This is a genomic window from Microbacterium sp. BG28 (assembly GCF_034044005.1).
Classification (GTDB): Bacteria; Actinomycetota; Actinomycetes; order Actinomycetales; family Microbacteriaceae; genus Microbacterium.
Genome location: NZ_JAXCHA010000001.1, coordinates 999,031 through 1,017,477 on the forward strand (window position 1 = coordinate 999,031; position 18,447 = coordinate 1,017,477).

The 18,447-nt window shown below is 67.9% G+C and carries 17 protein-coding genes; 14 read left to right on the forward strand and 3 right to left on the reverse strand.

What is annotated here, in order from left to right:
* The first annotated feature begins 85 nt into the window (after window positions 1-85).
* Complete coding sequence (locus tag SK224_RS05085; protein WP_320433677.1) at window positions 86-1,405, forward strand: dihydrolipoamide acetyltransferase family protein; 1,320 nt, start codon at window positions 86-88, stop codon at window positions 1,403-1,405.
* A 54-nt stretch (window positions 1,406-1,459) separates the two neighbouring features.
* On the opposite strand, the gene SK224_RS05090 is transcribed toward SK224_RS05085, so the two are convergent.
* Window positions 1,460-2,281: an ornithine carbamoyltransferase gene (locus SK224_RS05090; RefSeq protein WP_320433678.1), complete on the reverse strand. Its 822-nt coding sequence runs from the start codon at window positions 2,279-2,281 to the stop codon at window positions 1,460-1,462.
* Between the two features lie 330 nt (window positions 2,282-2,611).
* On the opposite strand from SK224_RS05090, the gene SK224_RS05095 reads away from it, so the two are divergent.
* From SK224_RS05095 to SK224_RS05120, 6 genes are all read left to right on the forward strand, one after another.
* Window positions 2,612-3,985, forward strand: coding sequence for an ABC transporter substrate-binding protein (locus SK224_RS05095; RefSeq protein ID WP_320433679.1), 1,374 nt, complete (start codon window positions 2,612-2,614; stop codon window positions 3,983-3,985).
* The gene (locus tag SK224_RS05100) at window positions 3,982-4,884 is read left to right on the forward strand and encodes a sugar ABC transporter permease (protein ID WP_320433680.1); all 903 of its coding nucleotides are present in this window, start codon (window positions 3,982-3,984) and stop codon (window positions 4,882-4,884) included. The genes SK224_RS05095 and SK224_RS05100 overlap by 4 nt, the downstream gene beginning before the upstream one ends.
* A 3-nt stretch (window positions 4,885-4,887) precedes the next feature.
* The gene (locus tag SK224_RS05105; protein ID WP_320433681.1) at window positions 4,888-5,712 is read left to right on the forward strand and encodes a carbohydrate ABC transporter permease; all 825 of its coding nucleotides are present in this window, start codon (window positions 4,888-4,890) and stop codon (window positions 5,710-5,712) included.
* Between the two features lie 5 nt (window positions 5,713-5,717).
* Complete coding sequence (locus SK224_RS05110) at window positions 5,718-6,734, forward strand: alpha/beta hydrolase (RefSeq protein WP_320433682.1); 1,017 nt, start codon at window positions 5,718-5,720, stop codon at window positions 6,732-6,734.
* A 43-nt stretch (window positions 6,735-6,777) separates the two neighbouring features.
* Window positions 6,778-7,611, forward strand: coding sequence for an alpha/beta hydrolase family protein (locus SK224_RS05115; protein ID WP_320433683.1), 834 nt, complete (start codon window positions 6,778-6,780; stop codon window positions 7,609-7,611).
* Window positions 7,612-7,764: 153 nt separating this feature from the next.
* Window positions 7,765-8,853 carry a helix-turn-helix domain-containing protein gene (locus SK224_RS05120; protein WP_320433684.1) on the forward strand — a complete coding sequence of 363 codons (1,089 nt, stop codon included), beginning with the start codon at window positions 7,765-7,767 and terminating at the stop codon, window positions 8,851-8,853.
* A gap of 17 nt (window positions 8,854-8,870) precedes the next feature.
* On the opposite strand, the gene gtfA is transcribed toward SK224_RS05120, so the two are convergent.
* Both gtfA and SK224_RS05130 read right to left on the reverse strand, forming a co-directional pair.
* Window positions 8,871-10,337 (reverse strand): sucrose phosphorylase, encoded by a 1,467-nt coding sequence (gtfA, locus tag SK224_RS05125; RefSeq protein ID WP_320433685.1) that lies wholly within the window; start codon window positions 10,335-10,337, stop codon window positions 8,871-8,873.
* A gap of 28 nt (window positions 10,338-10,365) precedes the next feature.
* Window positions 10,366-11,580 (reverse strand): MFS transporter, encoded by a 1,215-nt coding sequence (locus tag SK224_RS05130; protein WP_320433686.1) that lies wholly within the window; start codon window positions 11,578-11,580, stop codon window positions 10,366-10,368.
* Window positions 11,581-11,827: 247 nt separating this feature from the next.
* On the opposite strand from SK224_RS05130, the gene SK224_RS05135 reads away from it, so the two are divergent.
* From SK224_RS05135 to SK224_RS05165, 7 genes are all read left to right on the forward strand, one after another.
* Entirely contained in the window at window positions 11,828-13,333 is a 1,506-nt protein-coding gene (locus SK224_RS05135; protein ID WP_320433687.1) for a hypothetical protein, read from the forward strand.
* Window positions 13,330-14,229, forward strand: a complete 900-nt coding sequence (locus tag SK224_RS05140) for a PfkB family carbohydrate kinase (protein ID WP_320433688.1) — start codon at window positions 13,330-13,332, stop codon at window positions 14,227-14,229. The genes SK224_RS05135 and SK224_RS05140 overlap by 4 nt, the downstream gene beginning before the upstream one ends.
* 66 nt (window positions 14,230-14,295) lie before the next feature.
* On the forward strand, window positions 14,296-15,291 hold the full coding sequence (locus SK224_RS05145) for a metal ABC transporter solute-binding protein, Zn/Mn family (RefSeq protein ID WP_320433689.1): 996 nt from the start codon (window positions 14,296-14,298) through the stop codon (window positions 15,289-15,291).
* A complete protein-coding gene (locus SK224_RS05150; protein WP_320433690.1) occupies window positions 15,288-16,109 on the forward strand; it encodes a metal ABC transporter ATP-binding protein in 822 nt (273 codons plus the stop codon). Before SK224_RS05145 ends, SK224_RS05150 begins: the two co-directional genes overlap by 4 nt.
* Window positions 16,106-16,966: a metal ABC transporter permease gene (locus SK224_RS05155; RefSeq protein WP_320433691.1), complete on the forward strand. Its 861-nt coding sequence runs from the start codon at window positions 16,106-16,108 to the stop codon at window positions 16,964-16,966. The genes SK224_RS05150 and SK224_RS05155 overlap by 4 nt, the downstream gene beginning before the upstream one ends.
* Before the next feature lie 46 nt (window positions 16,967-17,012).
* Entirely contained in the window at window positions 17,013-17,423 is a 411-nt protein-coding gene (locus tag SK224_RS05160; RefSeq protein ID WP_137418581.1) for a Fur family transcriptional regulator, read from the forward strand.
* Window positions 17,407-18,447: a permease gene (locus SK224_RS05165; protein WP_320433692.1), complete on the forward strand. Its 1,041-nt coding sequence runs from the start codon at window positions 17,407-17,409 to the stop codon at window positions 18,445-18,447. The genes SK224_RS05160 and SK224_RS05165 overlap by 17 nt, the downstream gene beginning before the upstream one ends.

An 18,447-nucleotide genomic window follows, 5' to 3' on the forward strand; every position in this document is an offset into this window, starting at 1 on the left:
CCACTCCACGGCCGCTACGCTGCCGCGGAGCCTCTGGACGCGTGGGCCCAGTCTCGAGGGTGAGGAACCGGCGAAAGGAACCGCAATGAGCACGCAGACCTTCCACCTCCCGGATGTCGGCGAGGGCCTCACCGACGCCGAGATCGTCACCTGGCACGTCAAGAGCGGCGACACCGTCGCCGTCAACGACGTGATCGTCGAGATCGAGACGGCGAAGTCGCTGGTCGAGCTGCCGTCGCCCTTCGCGGGCGTGGTCGGCGAGGTGCTCGTCGAAGAGGGGCAGACGGTCGACGTCGGAGCCCCCATCATCACGATCGCGGATGCGGCGGCTCCCGCATCCGACGTCCCCGCCCCCGGCGACCCGGGACTCCCGGCCCCCGCGGCCGAGCCCGAAGCGGGCGGTTCCGTCCTTGTCGGCTACGGCTCCGCCGGTGCCGTGACATCGCGGCGCCGCAAGCCCGCCGCGGCGCCCGCCGCATCCGCCGCCGGGGTCGTGGCGAAGCCGCCGATCCGCAAGCTCGCCCGCGACCTGGGCGTCGACCTCTCGGCCGTGACGCCCAGCGGTGCCGGCGGCGAGGTGACGCGCGACGACGTCGTGAAGCACGCGTCGCAGGCGAGCGTCTTCCGCAACATCGAGACGCCCGAGTGGCCCGAGGTGCGCGAGGAGACGATCCCGGTCGCCGCATCCGTCGCCGAGGCCGACCCGCGCGAGGAGTCCATCCCCGTCCGCGGTGTGCGCAAGGCGACGGCCGGTTCCATGGTGCGCAGTGCCTACTCCGCGCCGCACGTGACGGTGTGGACCGACGTCGACGCGACGCGCACGATGGAGCTCGTGAAGCGCCTGAAGGCGTCGCCCGACTACGCCGACACGAAGGTCTCGCCGCTACTGATCATGGCCCGCGCGGTCATCTGGGCCGTGCGTCGCACGCCCATGGTCAACGCCGCCTGGGTCGACGGCGACGACGGCGCGCAGATCAACCTCCGCCACTACGTGAACCTCGGCATCGCGGCGGCGACGCCGCGCGGCCTCATCGTCCCGAACATCAAGGACGCCCAGAACCTGAGCATGCGCGAGCTGGCGAAGGCCCTGGAGCGACTGACGCTCACGGCGCGTGAGGGTAAGACCCCTCCCGCCGATCAGCAGCAGGGCACCATCACGATCACGAACATCGGCGTCTTCGGGATGGATGCGGGAACGCCCATCATCAATCCCGGCGAGGCGGGGATCATCGCGATGGGCACGATCCGTCAGAAGCCGTGGGTGGTGGACGGCGAGGTGCGCCCGCGCTTCGTGACCACCGTGTCCGGCTCGTTCGATCACCGGGTGATCGACGGCGACGGCATGAGCCGGTTCATCGCCGACGTCGCCGCCGTGCTCGAGGAGCCCGCCCTCCTCGTGGAGTGATCCCGGGCCCGTGGCGAGCTCGCCGCACCGCTGTCGGGCTCGCGGGGAACGCGGCTACCCGAGCCCGAGGCAGGAGGCCATCACCGCCTGGTGCACGGGAAGGAGTGCCCGCTTGAACGCGTGACCGACGAAAGCGGGATGTGCCACCGCGTCCTCGCTGACCTCCCGTCCGCGGGTGAACGGCGGGCACGGGTTCAGCCGGACACCGCGAGGCGCCGCATCCAGCAAGGCCGCGGTGATCCGATACGGCTCGAGGATCTGCGCGTGGTTCCCGGGGTCATCCGTGATGATCACGTCGGCGGAGCGGATCGCGGTACCGAGGTCCTCGACCCAGCGTGCGCCCGGGGTGCGCAGCTCGGCCGGGGCGCACTGCACCACGTCGAGCCCGAGCGCGAGAGAGGCTTCCTGCCACGCGCGCGAGATGTTGCCGTCAGGGCCGACGAACAGGAAACGTGTCGCGGCGAGATCGCGGTTCTGTCGCAGCATCCACAGGTCGGCGAGGACCTCGCAAGGGTGGTTGGTGCTCGTCATCGCGTTCACGACCGGGAGCGCGCCCGGAGCGGCGAGTGCCTCCAGAACGCTGATGTCGCCGTGGCGGGCGATGACGAGGTCCGCCCAGCCGGCGAGATAGTTCGCGACGTCCGCATGTGCCTCCTGCTTGTCGAGGGTGGACTCGGGAAGGACGACCGGCTGCAGTCCCATGAGCGCCGCGCCGCGCTCGAACGTGACGCGGGTGCGAAGACTCGTCGCAGGAAAGAACATGACCGCGCAGCCCGACGTCTCCGGCCCCCGTCCCGCGTCATACGCGTCGGCGAGGTCGAAGACTTGCTCGATGTCGGCGGATGTCCAGTCGTCGAGGCGGATGAGGGAGCGCATCCCGCCACCGTATCGACGCGGATGCTGCCGGCTCGCCGCATCCGTTCGCAGCCGCGACGCAAGGCGCCACACTTTTGCGCAACTGCGCCAGATACCCACTGCCGCATGTGCGCAAGACTGGCGCAGATGCGCACGTGCGTCGCAACTCGGGCAGGGCGGACCACCTCAGCCGGCCTCGGGCGGTGACGAGCATGAGCAACGCCTCGACGAGCCTGCCGCCACCCGGCGGATGCGCGCGTTCGGAGTGCGCACGAGTTGCGGCTACCGCGCCCCGGCGCGTTGACAAGACTCAAGCGAAAGGGTCAACGTCGATACCCCTGAGGAGAACTTATGAGCCCGAACACAGCAGTCGCTCGTCGTCCGAGACGGTCACACCGTGGTGCCGTCGCTATCGCCGTCGCGGCCTCTGCCGCCGCCATCCTGACCGCCTGCGCACCGCCCGGATCGTCGGGGCAGGACGGGCCGGCGGCGGCTGCAACCGATGTGTCGACGACCCTGCCCAGCGATCCGGTGAAGCTGCAGATCCTCACGAGCCAGGAGGCTGCGGATGTCGTCACGCAGCTGGGGCAGGAGTTCACCCGGCAGAACCCGACAGTCACCTTCGACGTCGTCGCCGAGGCGAACTCCAGCATCAACACCAACCTGTCGCGCATCCTCACGCGCGACACCCCGCCGGACATCCTCTTCACCCCTGCGCTCGCGCAGCCCGCGCGTGACGGTCTGCTGACCAACCTCGACCCTTACTTCGACGCCTACGGGTGGGACAGCTGGTCTCAGGAACTGCTCCGCATCGCGCGGGTCAGCCCCGAGGGAGACCGGGGTACCGGTTCGCTTTACGCTGTCGGCATCGGCTACAACGTCACCGGCATCTACTACAACAAGGAGATCGCTGCGAAGGTCGGCCTCACCGCCCCGCCCACGACCTTCGATCAGTTCGAGAAGGCGGCAACGGATGCCGTCGCCGCCGGTTACCTCGGCGTCTCGCTCGCCGCGAAGGACGCCGGAACGCCTTTCCTCCTCCAGGAACTGCAGAACGCGTACGGCAACGCGCCTGAGATCAATGACTGGATCTACCAGCGCCCCGACGCGACCTTCGATCAGCCGGGCATGCTCGCGGCGTCGCAGAAGCTCCAGGAATGGACGAAGGTCGGGGCGATCTCGCCCGACGCGTTGTCGGTCGACTACCCGACGATGATGGCCGACTTCCAGGCCGGTAAGGCGCTCTACGTGCCGGTCGGCGACTGGGAGAACGCGCGTCTGACGGCCGCCATGGGAGACAACGTCGGCTTCTTCCTCATCCCTCCGGTGGATGCGGGTGCGAAGCAGTACACGATGGCATCACCGGCCAACTACTCGATCCCGCAGGGGGCGAAGAACAAGGACGTGGCGGCGTACTTCCTCAACTGGGTTCAGAGTAACGAGCAGGCTCGGAAGATCGTGGTGGACGTTCTGGGCAGCTCGCCCGGCGGTCCGGTGGACTTGCCCGTCCCGCCCAGCGACAGCCCGCTGGTGAACTCCACCCTCGCCGCCTTCCAGCAGGTTCTCGCCGACGACGGCGCTGTCGACTTCATCGCGAACGGCTCAGCGGCGTTCACGCTCGACGTTCTGAACCCGGAGATGCAGGCCCTCGTGCTCGGATCGCGCACGCCGCAGGACTTCATTGACACCGTCCAGGCCGGGTACGAGAAGGACCTGACCCGATGATGGCCGGCCGGGGAGGATTCCTGAAGACACCAGCGAAGCGCCGGCGCGCGCTGATCGGAGTGACCTTCGTCGCACCGGCGCTCGCCCTGTACGGATGGCTGGTTCTCGGCTCGTTCGGGAACGCGGTCCAGTACTCGCTCTACGACTGGAACGGGGTGGGGAAGGCGACCTTCGTCGGGTTCGCGAACTACTTCGACGTCTTCACCTCCCCGGCTCGGCTCGTATCCCTGCTACACGCCTTCGAGTTGATGGTGTTCTTCTGCGGGGTGACGATCGTTCTGGCGCTGGCCGCCGCCGTCCTGACACGGGCGGCGGTAGGACGGCGGTCCGCCGCCGCGGTTCGCACGATTCTGTTCATGCCGCAGGTGATCCCCATCGTTGCCGCAGCCGTGGGCTGGAGCTGGATCTATTCCCGTGAGGGGGCGCTCAACCAGTTTCTGGATGCCGTCGGACTCGGGAGTGTCACGCGCGCCTGGCTCGGCGATCCGAGCACCGCACTGGCGGCCGTCGGTTTCATCGGGACCTGGGCGCTTCTCGGCCTGGTCACCATGATGCTCACCGCGGGTATCAGCAAGATCGACTCGGCGCTCTACGAGGCGGCGCGTTTGGATGGTGCGAACGCCGTTCAGGAGTTCTTCGCGGTCACGCTGCCGGGTCTGCGCCGCGAGCTGGTGGTGAGCGCCACGCTGACGATCATCGCCGCCCTGGCGAGCTTCGACATCGTCTACATCACCACGCAGGGCGGTCCGAACCGCGCGACAATCGTGCCCGGCATCGACATCTACAACATGGCATTCGGGCAACAGCAGGTCGGCGGGGCGGCCGCGATGGGCATCGTACTGATGGCCATCGTCCTCCTGGTGATCATCCCCCTCCAGCGACTCGCGGCGAAGGACTGACGAATGCGCGTTTCCCTCTCGGAGAAGATCGGCAGCAGAGTCGTCCTGATCCTTCTCGTTCTGTTCACGCTGTTGCCCTTCGTGGCACTGTTGTCGGTGGCTCTCTCCCCGGCGAACACTCTTCCCAGCGGCATCTCGTTCTTCCGAGAGCTGCACTGGGAGAACTTCGTCACGGCGTTCGAGCTGGCGAAGTTCCCGACACTCATGCTTTCCAGCGCCACGCTGGTGATCATCGTGGTGCCGATCGTGGTGCTCGCCTCCACGATGGCGGCCTACGGCCTCACCTGGTTGCGCGTGCCGCTGGCCGGGGTGATCTTCCTGCTGTTCCTGCTGGGCTTGACCATCCCGACGGAGAGCCTGATCACGCCGCTGTATCTGACCATGCAGCACCTCAGCCTCACCAACACCGTGTGGAGCGTCGCGCTCCCTCTGGCCGCGTTGCAGATCCCCTTCGGCATCTTCTGGATGCGCGCGCACTTCCTCGGGATGCCAGGTGAACTGGAGGAAGCGGCGCAGCTGGATGGTTCCGGTCCGTTCCGCACTTTCTGGCAGGTGCAGCTTCCGCTGGCGCGGCCGGCCATATCGACGATGCTCATCCTGAGCTTCCTCTGGACGTGGAACCACTTCATCCTGACCCTCGTCATGATCGACGACCCGTCACACCGCACGGTGGGAGGTGCCCTTGCGGGCTTCCAGGGAGCGCACGCGACCGACGTCGTGATGCTCAGCGCGGCCGCATTGCTGATGATGGTCCCCACGTTGCTGGTGTTCCTCATCTTCCAGCGGCAGTTCAGTGCCGCTCTCCTGCAGGGCTCGGTGAAGGAGTGACTGACGTGGCAGAACCCGACGGCCCGGTGCGCCCGGCCTACGACCCTGAGCTCGAGGCATCCCTTCGGGTGTCCGGTGTCTACGTCCTCGATTTCGCACCCGAGAACCTCGCTGCGGTGCAGAACGATCTCCGGACGTGGTCCGGGTCGGCGCGCGCGCAACTCGCAGACGAAGGGTTTCGCATCGAGGATGCGACCGCGACAGCACCGGACGGCGTCGCCGTCCCTCTTCATCACATCTCGCGGTTGGAATCCCGCGAGCCTCGTCCGTGCATCGTTTACATCCACGGCGGGGGAATGGTGCTCGGAACACCATGGGACGCGGCCCCCGACTTCCGTCGGTGGATCTCGGACTTCGGAGCCAGCGTCGTCACGATCGACTACCGACTCGCTCCCGAGGTGACGGCTCCGTCGCTCGTCGAGGATTGCTACGCTGCGCTCTGCGAGATCTCCGCGCGAGCGACGGACTGGGGCATCGACCCCGAATCCCTCATCATCGCGGGGATGAGCGCGGGCGGCGGTCTGGCGGCCGGTGTCGCCCAGCTCGCGCGGGAGCGCGGCGGCCCACCGCTGTGCGGACAGCTTCTGCTCGCACCGATGCTCGATCCCCTCGCCGACGGGGACTCTGCGCGCCAGCTTCCCCACGGACCATGGAATCGCGACGAGAACGCCGCCGCGTGGCGCCTCGTGCTAGGAGGCGGCGATGTGGCGTCCGCGGGCGCCAACGCGCCGGCGCACGCAACCACGCTGTCCGACCTGTCTCCGGCGTTCCTCGAGGTCGGCTCGGCGGAGATCTTCCGCTCCGAGGTCATCGACTACGCGGGCCGGATCTGGGCCTCCGGCGGTGACGCCGAACTGCACGTGTGGAGTGGTGGTTTCCACGGATTCGCCGCCTACCCGCATGCCGCGGTGACCCAGGGCGCCCTCGCCGCCCGCACCAATTGGCTCGCACGCCGCTTCGGTCGCGTCCCCGCCGAAGCTTCCTCCGAGGAGGAGAGCACGTCGGTTCACCCCGCATCATGACCGTTCCCCCCGCACGACGCACCGAACCCCGAGGAGTCGCACCATGGCCCTGTTGACGATGAACACCGAGAGCAAGTTCCTCCGCTCGAACCAGGCGTTCACCGTGATCCTCCCGGACATGCCCCGTGAGGACGATCCCGAGGAGTTCTACTCCCAGCGGCGCGAGCTGCCGGTGGTCTGGCTTCTGCACGGAACGTTCGGCGACCATACCGACTGGGTCCGCAAGACGAACGTGGAGCGGTATGCGGCCCGCAAGGGCGTGGCCGTGGTGATGCCGTCGGGTCTGAACAGCAACTACTCCAACTGGAGTCGGTTCATGCTGGGCTACGACATGTACGACTACCTCCTGCACGAGCTCATGCCCCTGGTCTACAACTGGCTGCCGATCTCGTCGCGGCGCGAGGACAACTTCCTCGCGGGGCTGTCGATGGGGGGCCGTGGCACGATCAAGATCGCCGCGAGTAACCCGGAGCGTTTCGCTGCGGCGGCGGTGCTCTCGGCCAGTCCACGGGACTTCTCGGATCTGACGCCCGAGTTCTTCCGTTCGGGCGATGTGTTCGCTGAGCGGTTGGAAGGCATGGTCGAGAACGCGGGCGGCCTCGAGGCGTTCCTCGCGTCCGAGGAGAACTCGTGGCGCGTGCTCGATGAGCAGGCCGGAACCGGCCGTCTGCCGCGGCTACTGTTCGCCAGCGGAGCCGACGACGACTACGTCATGACGACGTTGCGCCCGTTCCGCGCGCACGCGGAGGAGATCGGGCTGGATGCGACGTTCTCCATCCGCGACGGTTTCACGCACGAGTGGGACTTCTGGGACCTCGCTATCCAGGAGGCCTTCGAGTTCTTCGGTCTCCCCGATATCGACATCGACATGGCGTGACGCCCGGCGCGCTGCCGGAGACGACCTCCGGCTCCCCTCGCCTTCGCGGCAGATCCTGCTAGCGTTCCTTCTTCGGCCGCACGTGCCGCGGCCTCCCCTCGCCGCGATCAGGTTCCCCCCGGCGCGCCGGCCGATCCCTGGAGGTGCGGTGACATGAGAGACTTCCTTGCCCGATTGGCGCTGCGGGATGAGTCCGTCGCGGCCGCCCTCCGGGTGCTGGACTACTTCGACGCACTCGATGCCCGCGGTGTCGGACCCGAAGCGTACGTGCGCGGGGCGGCGGCGTTGACCTCGAGAGTGGTGGGCGTGGCACTGGCCGGCCGCCGGCTCTCATTGCGGGTCGGACCCGGCGGGGATCGCCTTCGCGGGGAGGCGGTAGCGGACAAGGGTGAGGAGTGGCCTTCGCGCGCGATCGGTCCCGGTGACACCGATCGCGTGTGGATCGAGTCGACCGATGTGGACACCTCCTACGATCTCGTCCTCGAACGCATCGCACAGGGCATACAGCGGTGGGCGGACCGCCTCGATGCCCTGGCCCCCGAACCCGAGCAGGCATGGGCGACGCTCCTGAACGATCCCATCCCGGAGGAGCGCAGCCGGCAGTTGTTCGCGGCGCTCCGTCTTGACTCGGCTCGCCGATATCATGTGGTCGCGCATCTCCCGGTCGACTGGGGTGACGGCCTGCGCGCGTCCGCCGTGGTCCGCGGTACCGCCGTGGGCGCGACCATCCAGCCGGCGCCGTTCGCCATGGGGCCACAGGTCGGCGGGAAGGGACGTTTCGGCATCGGACCCGCTGTTCCGGTCGAAGAGTTGCGCAGCTCGTGGAAACGCGCGGTGATCGTGCTCCGAATGGCGCGCCCCGGCGAGGCGCTCACCTGGGATCGCCTCGGCGTCCTGGCTCCGCTGTTCCTCCATGCCCAGACCAGCGATCTCCTGGCATCCCCCATCATCAGTGCCATCGAGGCGGGGAACTTGCCCTGGCTGGACGAGACCGTGACGGCGGTGACACAGACCGGATCCATCCGCGGTGCGGCGGATCTCCTCGGCCTGCATCACTCGACCGTGCAGAAGCGCATCGACAAGCTCCAGCAGCAGTTCGACCTCAACCTCGGCAATGCCCGGCATGCGTACCACCTGTGGCTCGCGTGCGCGGCGCACCGCTACGCCTCGTTCGGCACCCCCGAGAACATGGAGCTCGACGTCCGGCTCACGCCTCGCCCGTTCGACGATCCGTCGTCCTGAGCGAGGCGTGATTCCGCTCAGGACTCGAAGACGATCGTCGGCCGCTCCGCACCACGTGCAGCGGTGATGGTGAAGCGGTGCTGGAGGAAGTCGGCCCGCAGTCGGGCCGAGCTGTCACCATCCGTCCAGATCAGAACCAAGACGCCGGGGGCCTCGTCGCTGACCTCGAAGTCGCCGTCGAATGCCGGGAAGGTGTTGCGCCACCGCAGGATGTCGAGCAACTGCTGGATCTCGCGCTTCTGGACGCGCTCCGCGATCTCGGCGGCGGTGTAGTCGTGACGGTTGGCGGCACGCGCGTCGCCAGCGGCGGCGAGGGCTTCCGGATCGTTGGCCCCGAACAGGGCGCCGACGTAGTAGATCTGCGGGATCCCCGGCACGAACAGCTGGAAGACGCGGGCGAGAAGGAAGGCCGCATCGTCCTCCCCGAGAGCCGAGTAGAACGACGACATTAGCTGGTAGCGCTGAGCTCCCTTGTCGCCCCGACGGATGACGGATGCCGGGAGGGGCAGGATCTCCCGGAGGTGCTCGGTGCGGGCGTTCACGAGGTCGACAATCGAGTCGATCTCGTCGTCGTCGAGCAGGCCGACGACGTCGACCACGCCGATGCCATCGTGCGTGTCCAGGGTGGTGAACTGCTTGCGGGGGCAGATCTCCAGCCAGTGGCGCATCCGGTCGGTCCGGCCTGTGAAGAGCGTGTGGAGCGTCAGCATGGGGAGCGCGAAGTCGTAGACCCAGTGCCCCTTCGCCGACATCTTGAGTTGGATCTCGTAGTTCTCGTGGATCTCGGGCAGCATCTGCGTGCCGCGGTCCTTGATCGGCGCCATCCCGATCTCCAGGACGTCCCACACCTCGGGCTCGACGAAGAAGCAGTTCGTTCCCGGGCGCTTGGCAGCGTAGGCGAACGCGTCGAATCGGATGAGGGCGACGTGATCGGCGAGGCGCCCTAGGTTCCTGGCGAAGTACTCCTGCGTCACCGGCTGCCACGGATCGATGTCGACCTGCTCGGCGAAGAACGTGTTCCACAGGCGGACGACTTTGCCGTCGGCCCGGGTGATGTCGAGATACGGACCGTGCTGCTTGCGCCGGTAGAGCGCCGCCATCTCCGCTTCGGTGGGCTCGCCGCCGCCCCAGAACTCATTCCAGTCGATGAACATGCTCTTGTACGGGGACTCATCGCCCCGCTGCATGTAGTCCAGGAACTCGGCGGAGCGGATCGAGGCGTGATTGATCATGAAGTCGGCCATCAGGTAGTAGTCCCGGCCGAGGGCGTCGATGTCGTCCCAGTCGCCGAAGGCGGGATCGACGATGTCGTACTCGATCACGGCGAACCCGCGATCTCCCGACGACGGGAAGAAGGGCAGGATGTGAATTCCTCCGAACGCGCCCGCGAAGTGTGCGTCGAGGATGAGCTGGAGCGCTGGCAGATCGCCGCCCATGCTGTCGGCGTACGTGATGAGCATCGCCTGATTGACGACCGGCTTCATGATGGTCCTTTCGTGGCTGGTGGGGGACTCATGCTTCGGCGGGTGTCTGCGCCGGGCGAGGGCGGCGGTGACGCAGGCTCAGGATGTAGAGGGTCATGCCCAGGGTGACCGGGACGATGCACGCGAGGTACATCGTCGCGTAGGCGTCCTCGGCGGGCATCCCGGCGTCCGTCTGGGTGGCGACGATCCATCCTCCGACGATGGGCATGATCAAGTAACCCAGGTCCACACCGATGTAGTTCGTGTTGCTGGCGAGGCCGCGCTTCTGCGCCGGGACGGCGGTCAACGCGAGGGTCTGGATGGCGGGCTGACAGATTCCGTAGCCCAGCGCCGACACGGCGCCCGCGATCAGGAAACCGACAAGGCTGTCGACGTGGGCTATGACGATAAAGGAGATCGCGAAGAGCACCATCCCGGGGATGATGACGACGGCGAGTCCGCGGGTGTCTCCGATGGCTCCCGCGATCGGTCGCGAGACGAGGATGAAGATCGCGTAGGCGGCGAAGAACAGTCCGATCTGTTCCACGCCGCGCGCTTCGCCGTACAAGACGATGAACGAGTTGACGCCGGAGAAGGCCCCGGCCAGGAAGAACATGATGGCCGCGGGCAGCAGGGCCTCGCGGGCAACGAACGTCGACCAGCGAAACTTCACACCCGTGGTGCGCTGAGGTGCCGCGCTTCGCAGACGGAGCGCGAGGAGCGCGGAGATCAGCATCACGCCGGCTCCGATGAAGAAGCTGATCGGGTATCCGAAGTTCGCCAGCATCCAGAGTCCGACGGATGGGCCGACCGCGGTACTGACTGCTTGTCCCAGCGAGAACGTTCCGATGCCCTGCGCCATGCGGCTGGAGGGCAGGGCGTCGCTGGCCATGGCCAGGGTCACGGGGGCCAAGAAGCCCATGGCCGCTCCGTGCAGGAGACGCGCGGCGATGAGCACCGGAATGCTGTCGGCCAGCGCATAGAGCACGAAGGCGATCAGGATCAGCACGACGGTGCCGGCGAGCAGGTAGCTGTGACGGACAACGAGCGTCGCCCACCCGACCGCGGGGCGCACAGCGAGCGCGGTCACGGCGAACACCCCCGCGACCACTCCCACCATCAAGGAGCTCGCGCCGAGAGATTGCGCGAGCTTGGGGACGAGGGCCAAGGTGAAGAACTGCGCGAACGTGATCATGAAGTTGATCACGAACAGACTCAGGAACGGCATCGTCCAGATGGGTTCGCGGGGGGGACGTTCTGTCACGTCGTCTCCTTCGCGTTCGATGTTCGCGCCGTTCACGACGGCAGTGTCATGCTCGCCCACGTCGCCCGACCGCCTGATCCGCCCGTCGACCGCAATCGAGCCATAGCGATCCGCCACCTGGCGGCTGACGATGGGGAGGGTGCACGAGATAGTGAGAGTTGCCGGGCAGTCCGTCCGGTTCCGCGGCATGGGCGCGGGCAAGGACACGGAAAGGTGCACGGCGGTGGCAACGACGGATGATCCGCGCGTGAGGGAAGAACCGCGTCGGCGGGCGGGTGCGGTGCTCCGTGCCGGGATCCCGGACGACGACAACCGGCACTATCTGCCTGAGCACCTCAAAGGCACCAGCATCGTCGTCAATGAGAACGGCAACAATTCGCAGCCGTATCCGTCTCGACTCGAACGGCGCAGCGGAGCAATCGTCGACGCAGCGATGAACACGTGGTACGTCTACGTGCCGGAGTCCTATGATCCGTCGGTTGCATCTCCGCTCGTCGTCTCGCTGCACGGCGGTCTCATGACGGGGTGGGGTCAGGCGGTGTACTCGTCGTGGACGAACGTCGCCGATCGTGAGGGCTTCGTGGTCGTCTTCCCGGATGCCGCGTCGCGTCGTTTCTGGACGATCGATATCGCGCCCGGGCGGATCGCTGAGATGACGGCGCCGAATCCAGAGGGTCTTTACCTCAACCCGCCGCCGCGCGATCCCTCGGCGAACCACGACATCTCCCTGATCCGCGGGGTGATCGACTGGGCCTCGGTGGAGTACGCGATCGACGCGGAGCGGGTCTTCCTGCACGGCATGTCCATGGGGGAGGCGATGACCTCGACCTTCGTCCGACGCTTCGGCTACCTCCTCGCGGGCGCGGCGGGCTCGGGGGCGCCGATCGACGCCGATCTCCTCTTCGACGATCGGGGCGGCGTCGTCAACACCGGGGGACCGCTTCCGATGTGGCAGTCTCGTCTCGACCTCGACGAAGGTCCGCAGTCGTTCGCCACACAGGGCGCGGAGCTCGTGAGGCAGAACCGGGACTACTGGCTTCGCGTGAACGAGATCGACGATCCTCCCGCCATATCGATCCTTGGTGTGGACAACTTCGCCTTCTACTCGGGAGGTCGCGCCGACGTCGTCTTCCGCGACGTTCACGGTCGCGACCACGGGCAGACCTTCGATGACGCCGAGTTCGTCTGGGACTACTTCTTCTCGGGCCTTCGACGTCGTACCGACGGCTCGATCGCCTCCACCCCGCCGGAACTGGCGCGCACCGGCGACGCCCTGGCTCTCGCCGTCGCCGATGGCCGCCCGCTCGCGTGGGTCCATGGCGAGAGGGTCGTGCTGCCGACTCCTGCGTTCATCTGGGAAGCGGCGCAGTACCACGGGAGGGGCGGTGCGCGAGTTGTCCGCAAGAGGCTCGTGTACGTCCCGCTGTCGTTCCTGGCGTCGGTCCTCGGCGGGCATCTGACGACCGGTGAGGAGGGTTCCGTCGCAGTTCTCGAGCTGCCGGACGGGCGTGTTCTGCAGTTCGCTCGCGGGGTGATCGGTTGCGTGCTCGATGGTCGCGTGCGGTCGATGAGTGCAGAAGCGGTGCTGCGTGACGGGCATCTCTGCGTCTCGTTCGAGTGGTTCACCGCTGCGGTCCTCGATCTGCATGTGTCGGAGCACTCCGGTGTGGTCTACGCCACCGACCACTTCGCGCAGCTTTCGGCAAACATGGCGTTTCTCCTCGCTGACCTTCTCGACGGCGTGACGACGTGACGGACATCGGTGGCGGAGAGCGGATGCGAGAGTTGGACGCCCTGGTGATCGGCGAAGCACTCGTGGACGTCACCTATGATCGCGACGGCGTCGCGGAGCACGTGGGCGGGAGCCCCGCCAACGTGGCACTCGGGCTCGGTCGCCGCGGTCGCACGGTCGCGTTGCTCACGCAGCTGGCGGCGGATGCGCGGGGCGCGCGCATACGCGAGCATTTGGCGCGCTCTCACGTAGAGGTGCGCGGTGCTCTCGTCGCGCGCACCTCGACGGCCACTGCCACCGTCGGCGCTGATGGCCAGGCGAGCTATGAGTTCGACATCCGCTGGCAGCGGATGACAGCCGACATCCCGATGCAGCCGCGACTGGTGCACACCGGCTCGATCGCCGTCTTCGTGCAGCCCGGAGCGGACTCGGTGTTCGACATCATCGCCTCCCAGACCGAGGACGTCGTCGTCACACTGGACCCCAACATCCGTCCGGCCCTGGTCGGCGATGCGCGAACGGCGAGACGGCGCTTCGAGGAACTCGGACGATTCGCGGACATCGTCAAGCTGAGCGACGAGGACGCCGCGTTCCTCTACCCCGAGGAGCCGCTCGAGGCGGTTCTGGACCGCGTGCTCGGGTGGGGCGTCCGCATCGCCGCCGTCACGCGAGGCGACAAGGGAGCAACCCTTGCCTCCGCCAAGGGGAGTGTGAGCATCCCCGCCGCACCGGTCCAGGTCGTCGACACCATTGGCGCGGGGGACACCTTCATGGTCGGGCTGATCGACGGCTACCTGGACTCCGATGCGACCGATGGCTCGGCGTTGCACGCCCTCGGTTCCGCTGCCGCGGCGCTCGCCGCGCAGACCGTCAGTCGCGCCGGGGCGGACCTTCCCTGGCGAAGTGTGCAGAGCTGAGTGACGCTACCGAAGCGCACCGTATCGAGTTTGATAACGATTATCAGTAGGCGTAGAGTGACCGCCATGCCCCTGAAGACCCGACTTCTCCTCGCGCCCGCCCTCGTCGCCGGCGCCGCCCTCACGCTCGCCGGATGCGCGTCGGCCACGGCCGATCCGTCGCAGAGCTCCGCGTCCGACGGCGCGATCACCATCGTCACCTCGACGAACGTCTACAGCCAGATCGCCGAGGAGATCGCGGGGGATGCGGCCACGATCACACCCGTGATCTCGTCCGCCGCGCAGGATCCCCATGACTACGAAGCCACCGCGGCCGACCAGCTGACGGTGCAGAAGGCCGACCTGATCATCCAGAACGGTGGCGGGTACGACGCGTTCATGGACTCGCTCATCGACGCGAGCAAGTCCGAGGCGCCGGTGATCGTGGCCGCCGAGTACTCCGACAGCTGGCAGGGCACCGAGGCGACCGAGCACGACACGGACGAGCTCGAGGCGAGCCCGCACTCCGAGCTGGACCACGACCACGACCACATCGAGGGCTTCAACGAGCACGTCTGGTACGACCCGCACACGATCGAGCACGTGACCGAGGCCATCACCGAGGAGCTCTCGCGGCTCGTTCCCGACAAGGCGGAGACCTTCCAGGCGAACTCGACCGCGTTCCTCGCGCAGGTCGCCGGCCTCGAGAAGTCCCTCGACGACATCAAGGCCGCCCACGGCGGTGCCGAGGTCTTCGTGACCGAGCCGGTGCCCGGCTACCTGATCGCCGCCGCCGGCCTCGAGAACGCCACGCCGGACGAGTTCAGCGAGGCCGTCGAAGAGGGTCAGGACGTGCCCGCGGCCGTGCTGCTGGCGGCTCTCAACGAGGTGAAGTCGGGCGAGGTGAAGGTCGTCATCGCGAACGCGCAGGCCGGCGGCGCCGAGACGACGCAGATCATCGACGCGGCGGGTACGGCGGGTGTTCCGGTGCTCGAGTTCACGGAAACGCGTCCGGACGACCAGACTTACATCCAGTGGATGCAGAAGAACATCGAGGACCTCGCCGGGGCTCTCGACAAGTGACGAACGAGCGCGACCCGCTCGTCATCGCGTCCGCTGCGCTTCGGCGCGGCGGACGCGACCTCTGGCGCGGGCTGGATCTGACCGTCGCGCCCGGCGAGCTGGTCGCCGTGCTCGGACCCAGCGGCGCGGGAAAGACCACGCTGCTGCGGGCGATCCTCGGCCTCGACAGGCTCAGTGAGGGAACGATCACCGCTCTCGGGGCGCCGGTCACCCGGGCGGGGAACCGGCGCATCGGCTACATCCCGCAGCAGCGCCCGCTGCCGCGAGACACCTCGATGCGCGGCCGCGACGTCGTCGCGCTCGGCGTGGACGGTCACCGATTCGGTCTGCCGATCTCCCGCAGGCGCGACCGGGCGCGCGTCGACGAGCTCCTCGCCGCCGTGGGTGCCGAGACCTTCGCCGACCGTCCGGTCGGACTGCTCTCGGGCGGGGAGCAACAGCGGCTCCGCGTCGGGCAGGCGCTCGCCGACGACCCGCGCCTGTTGCTGTGCGACGAGCCGCTGACGAGTCTCGACCTCGCGAACCAGCAGGCCGTGGTGTCGCTGATCGACCGGCATCGCCGGGAGCGTCAGGCCGGCGTCCTGCTGGTGACCCACGACATCAACCCGGTGCTCGACACGGTCGATCGCATCCTCTACATCGCCGGCGGCACCTTCATGCTCGGCACCCCCGACCAGGTGCTCGACTCCGCCGTGCTCAGCGACCTCTATGGGGCTCCCGTGCACGTGCTCCGCGCGGGCGGACGCCTCGTCGTCGTCGGAGCGCCGGATGCGGAGCAGTCGCACCACCATCATCACGACCTCGAGGACCACGCATGAACTGGAGCGACGTCGGCGACGCGCTGTTCGGAGGCGTGGCCCAGTACGGCCAGATCCTCGAGCTCGTCCAGAACTCGGTGTGGGCGGGCGCCGTGCTCGGCATCGTCGGCGGTCTCGTCGGCGTGTTCGTGATGCAGCGCGACATGGCCTTCGCGGTGCACGGCATCAGCGAACTCTCCTTCGCCGGCGCCGCTGCCGCCCTGCTTCTCGGGTTCGACGTGGTGACGGGATCGATCGTCGGCTCGATGATCGCCGCCGCGCTCATCGGCTGGCTCGGCTCCCGCGCGCGTGACCGGAACTCGATCATCGGTGTGCTGATGCCCTTCGGCCTCGGCCTCGGCATCCTCTTCCTCTCGCTGTACAACGGACGAAGCGCCAACCGGTTCAGCCTGCTCACGGGCCAGATCGTCTCCGTGCAGACGGGACAGCTCGGCGTGCTGATCGCGATCGCAGTCGTGGTGCTGGTGGGCCTGCTGCTCATCTGGCGCCCGCTGCGCTTCGACTCGCTGGATCCCCAGTCGGCCGCCGCGCGCGGTGTGCCCACGAGGGCGGTCTCGCTCGCGTTCATGCTGCTGCTCGGGCTCATCGTCGCCGTCGCCGTGCACATCATCGGCGCGCTGCTCGTGCTCGCGCTGCTCGTGACCCCGGCCGCGGCCGCGATGCGCATCTCGACCGGACCGCTCGCCGTGCCGCTGTGGGCGGCCCTGTTCGGCGTCGTCTCCGCCGTCGGCGGCATCCTGCTCGCCGTGGCGGGCACCCTGCCGGTGAGCCCGTACATCACGACGATCTCCTTCGTCATCTACATCGTCTGCCGCGCGATCGGAGCACGCCGCGACCGTGTGACGCGTGCCGCCTGAGAACAGCGCCCGGCCCGCTGCCAGGGTGCGCGGGTAGGATTCGGGCATGGCTCAGCGCAACACCTGGCAGCGCGAGCGCGTCCGCGAAGCCCTCTCCGACGCGCAGGGCTTCGTCAGTGCCCAGACGCTGCACGCGCGGTTGCGCGACGACAACACCGGCATCGGCCTGGCCACGGTATACCGCGCGCTCGCGGGACTCGCCGCCGGTGGTGACGCCGACTCGCTGCAGAGCCCCGAGGGCGAGAACCTCTACCGCGCCTGCGTGACGAGCGGCCACCACCACCACCTCATCTGCCGGCAGTGCGGTCTCACCGTCGAGATCGAGGCCTCGGAGGTCGAGGAGTGGGCCCAGCGCACGGCCGCGAGCCACGGCTTCACCTCGGCCGAGCACGTCGTCGACATCTTCGGGCTCTGCGGTGCGTGCACCGCCGCCCGGGCGAATGAGCGTGACGACTAGCCGCACCGAGCGCGCGAGGTCGGCGTCCCCGCGACGCTCGTCCGGCTCGCGTACGTCCGTGGCGCTGAGTCTCGGACTGGCGCTCATCGTCGTCATGGCGGCGATCTACATCTTCGCGCCGCAGCTGCTCCCGGCGGACGTCCCCACGCGCCTCCAGGACGGGGTCACGCTCGCGCTCAGCGTGCTCATCGAGTCGCTGCCGTTCGTGGCGCTGGGAGTCGTGCTCTCGATTCTCGTGCAGGTGTGGCTGCCGGCCGGGGTCCTGGAGCGCTGGATGCCACGTCGCGCCTGGGCGCGACGTGCGGTGCTGTCGCTGCTGGGCATGATCGTGCCGGTGTGCGAATGCGGCAACGTCCCGTTCGCGCGCGGCCTGCTCATGCGGGGCTTCAACGTGTCCGAGACGATGACCTTCCTCATCGCGGCACCGATCGTGAACCCCATCGTGATCATCACGACCCACCAGGCCTTCGGCTTCAGCGACGGCATCCTCGTCGCCCGCCTGCTCGGAGGCTACGCGGTGGCGAACCTCATCGGGTGGCTCTACAGTCGCCACCCGTCACCCGACGCGTTGCTGACCGACCGCTTCCGCGCCACGTGCGAGGTCGTCGTTCACGAGCGCGGCGGCCGCGGGCGCCGTTCTCTGGCGCAGTTCCTCGTCGAGCTGCGCGCGGTCATGCCCGCGCTCGTCATCGGCTCCGCGCTCGCCGGCGCGGTGCAAGTGCTCGTGCCGCGCAGCGCGCTGCTGGCGATCGGATCGAACCCCGTGCTGTCGATCGTGGCGATGATGATGCTCGCGATCGTCGTCTCGATCTGCTCGAACATCGACGCCTTCTTCGCGCTCTCGTTCGCCTCGACGTTCACCCCCGGCTCGTTGGTCGCCTTCCTGGTGACCGGTCCGCTGGTGGACGTGAAGATGATCGCCCTGCTGCGTACGACCTTCTCCACCCGCGCGCTCGTCGGGATCGTCATCACGGTCCTGCTGTTCGCCTTCGCGCTCGGAGCGGTGGTGAACCTCCTTGCGTAG

Bases quoted from the DNA above. Each gene is read 5' to 3' on its own strand.
- SK224_RS05085 (WP_320433677.1), top strand. From the start codon at position 86: ATGAGCACGCAGACCTTCCACCTCCCGGATGTCGGCGAGGGCCTCACC.
- SK224_RS05090 (WP_320433678.1), bottom strand. From the start codon at position 2,281: ATGCGCTCCCTCATCCGCCTCGACGACTGGACATCCGCCGACATCGAG.
- SK224_RS05095 (WP_320433679.1), top strand. From the start codon at position 2,612: ATGAGCCCGAACACAGCAGTCGCTCGTCGTCCGAGACGGTCACACCGT.
- SK224_RS05100 (WP_320433680.1), top strand. From the start codon at position 3,982: ATGATGGCCGGCCGGGGAGGATTCCTGAAGACACCAGCGAAGCGCCGG.
- SK224_RS05105 (WP_320433681.1), top strand. From the start codon at position 4,888: ATGCGCGTTTCCCTCTCGGAGAAGATCGGCAGCAGAGTCGTCCTGATC.
- SK224_RS05115 (WP_320433683.1), top strand. From the start codon at position 6,778: ATGGCCCTGTTGACGATGAACACCGAGAGCAAGTTCCTCCGCTCGAAC.
- SK224_RS05120 (WP_320433684.1), top strand. From the start codon at position 7,765: ATGAGAGACTTCCTTGCCCGATTGGCGCTGCGGGATGAGTCCGTCGCG.
- gtfA (WP_320433685.1), bottom strand. From the start codon at position 10,337: ATGAAGCCGGTCGTCAATCAGGCGATGCTCATCACGTACGCCGACAGC.
- SK224_RS05145 (WP_320433689.1), top strand. From the start codon at position 14,296: ATGCCCCTGAAGACCCGACTTCTCCTCGCGCCCGCCCTCGTCGCCGGC.
- SK224_RS05155 (WP_320433691.1), top strand. From the start codon at position 16,106: ATGAACTGGAGCGACGTCGGCGACGCGCTGTTCGGAGGCGTGGCCCAG.
- SK224_RS05160 (WP_137418581.1), top strand. From the start codon at position 17,013: ATGGCTCAGCGCAACACCTGGCAGCGCGAGCGCGTCCGCGAAGCCCTC.
- SK224_RS05165 (WP_320433692.1), top strand. From the start codon at position 17,407: ATGAGCGTGACGACTAGCCGCACCGAGCGCGCGAGGTCGGCGTCCCCG.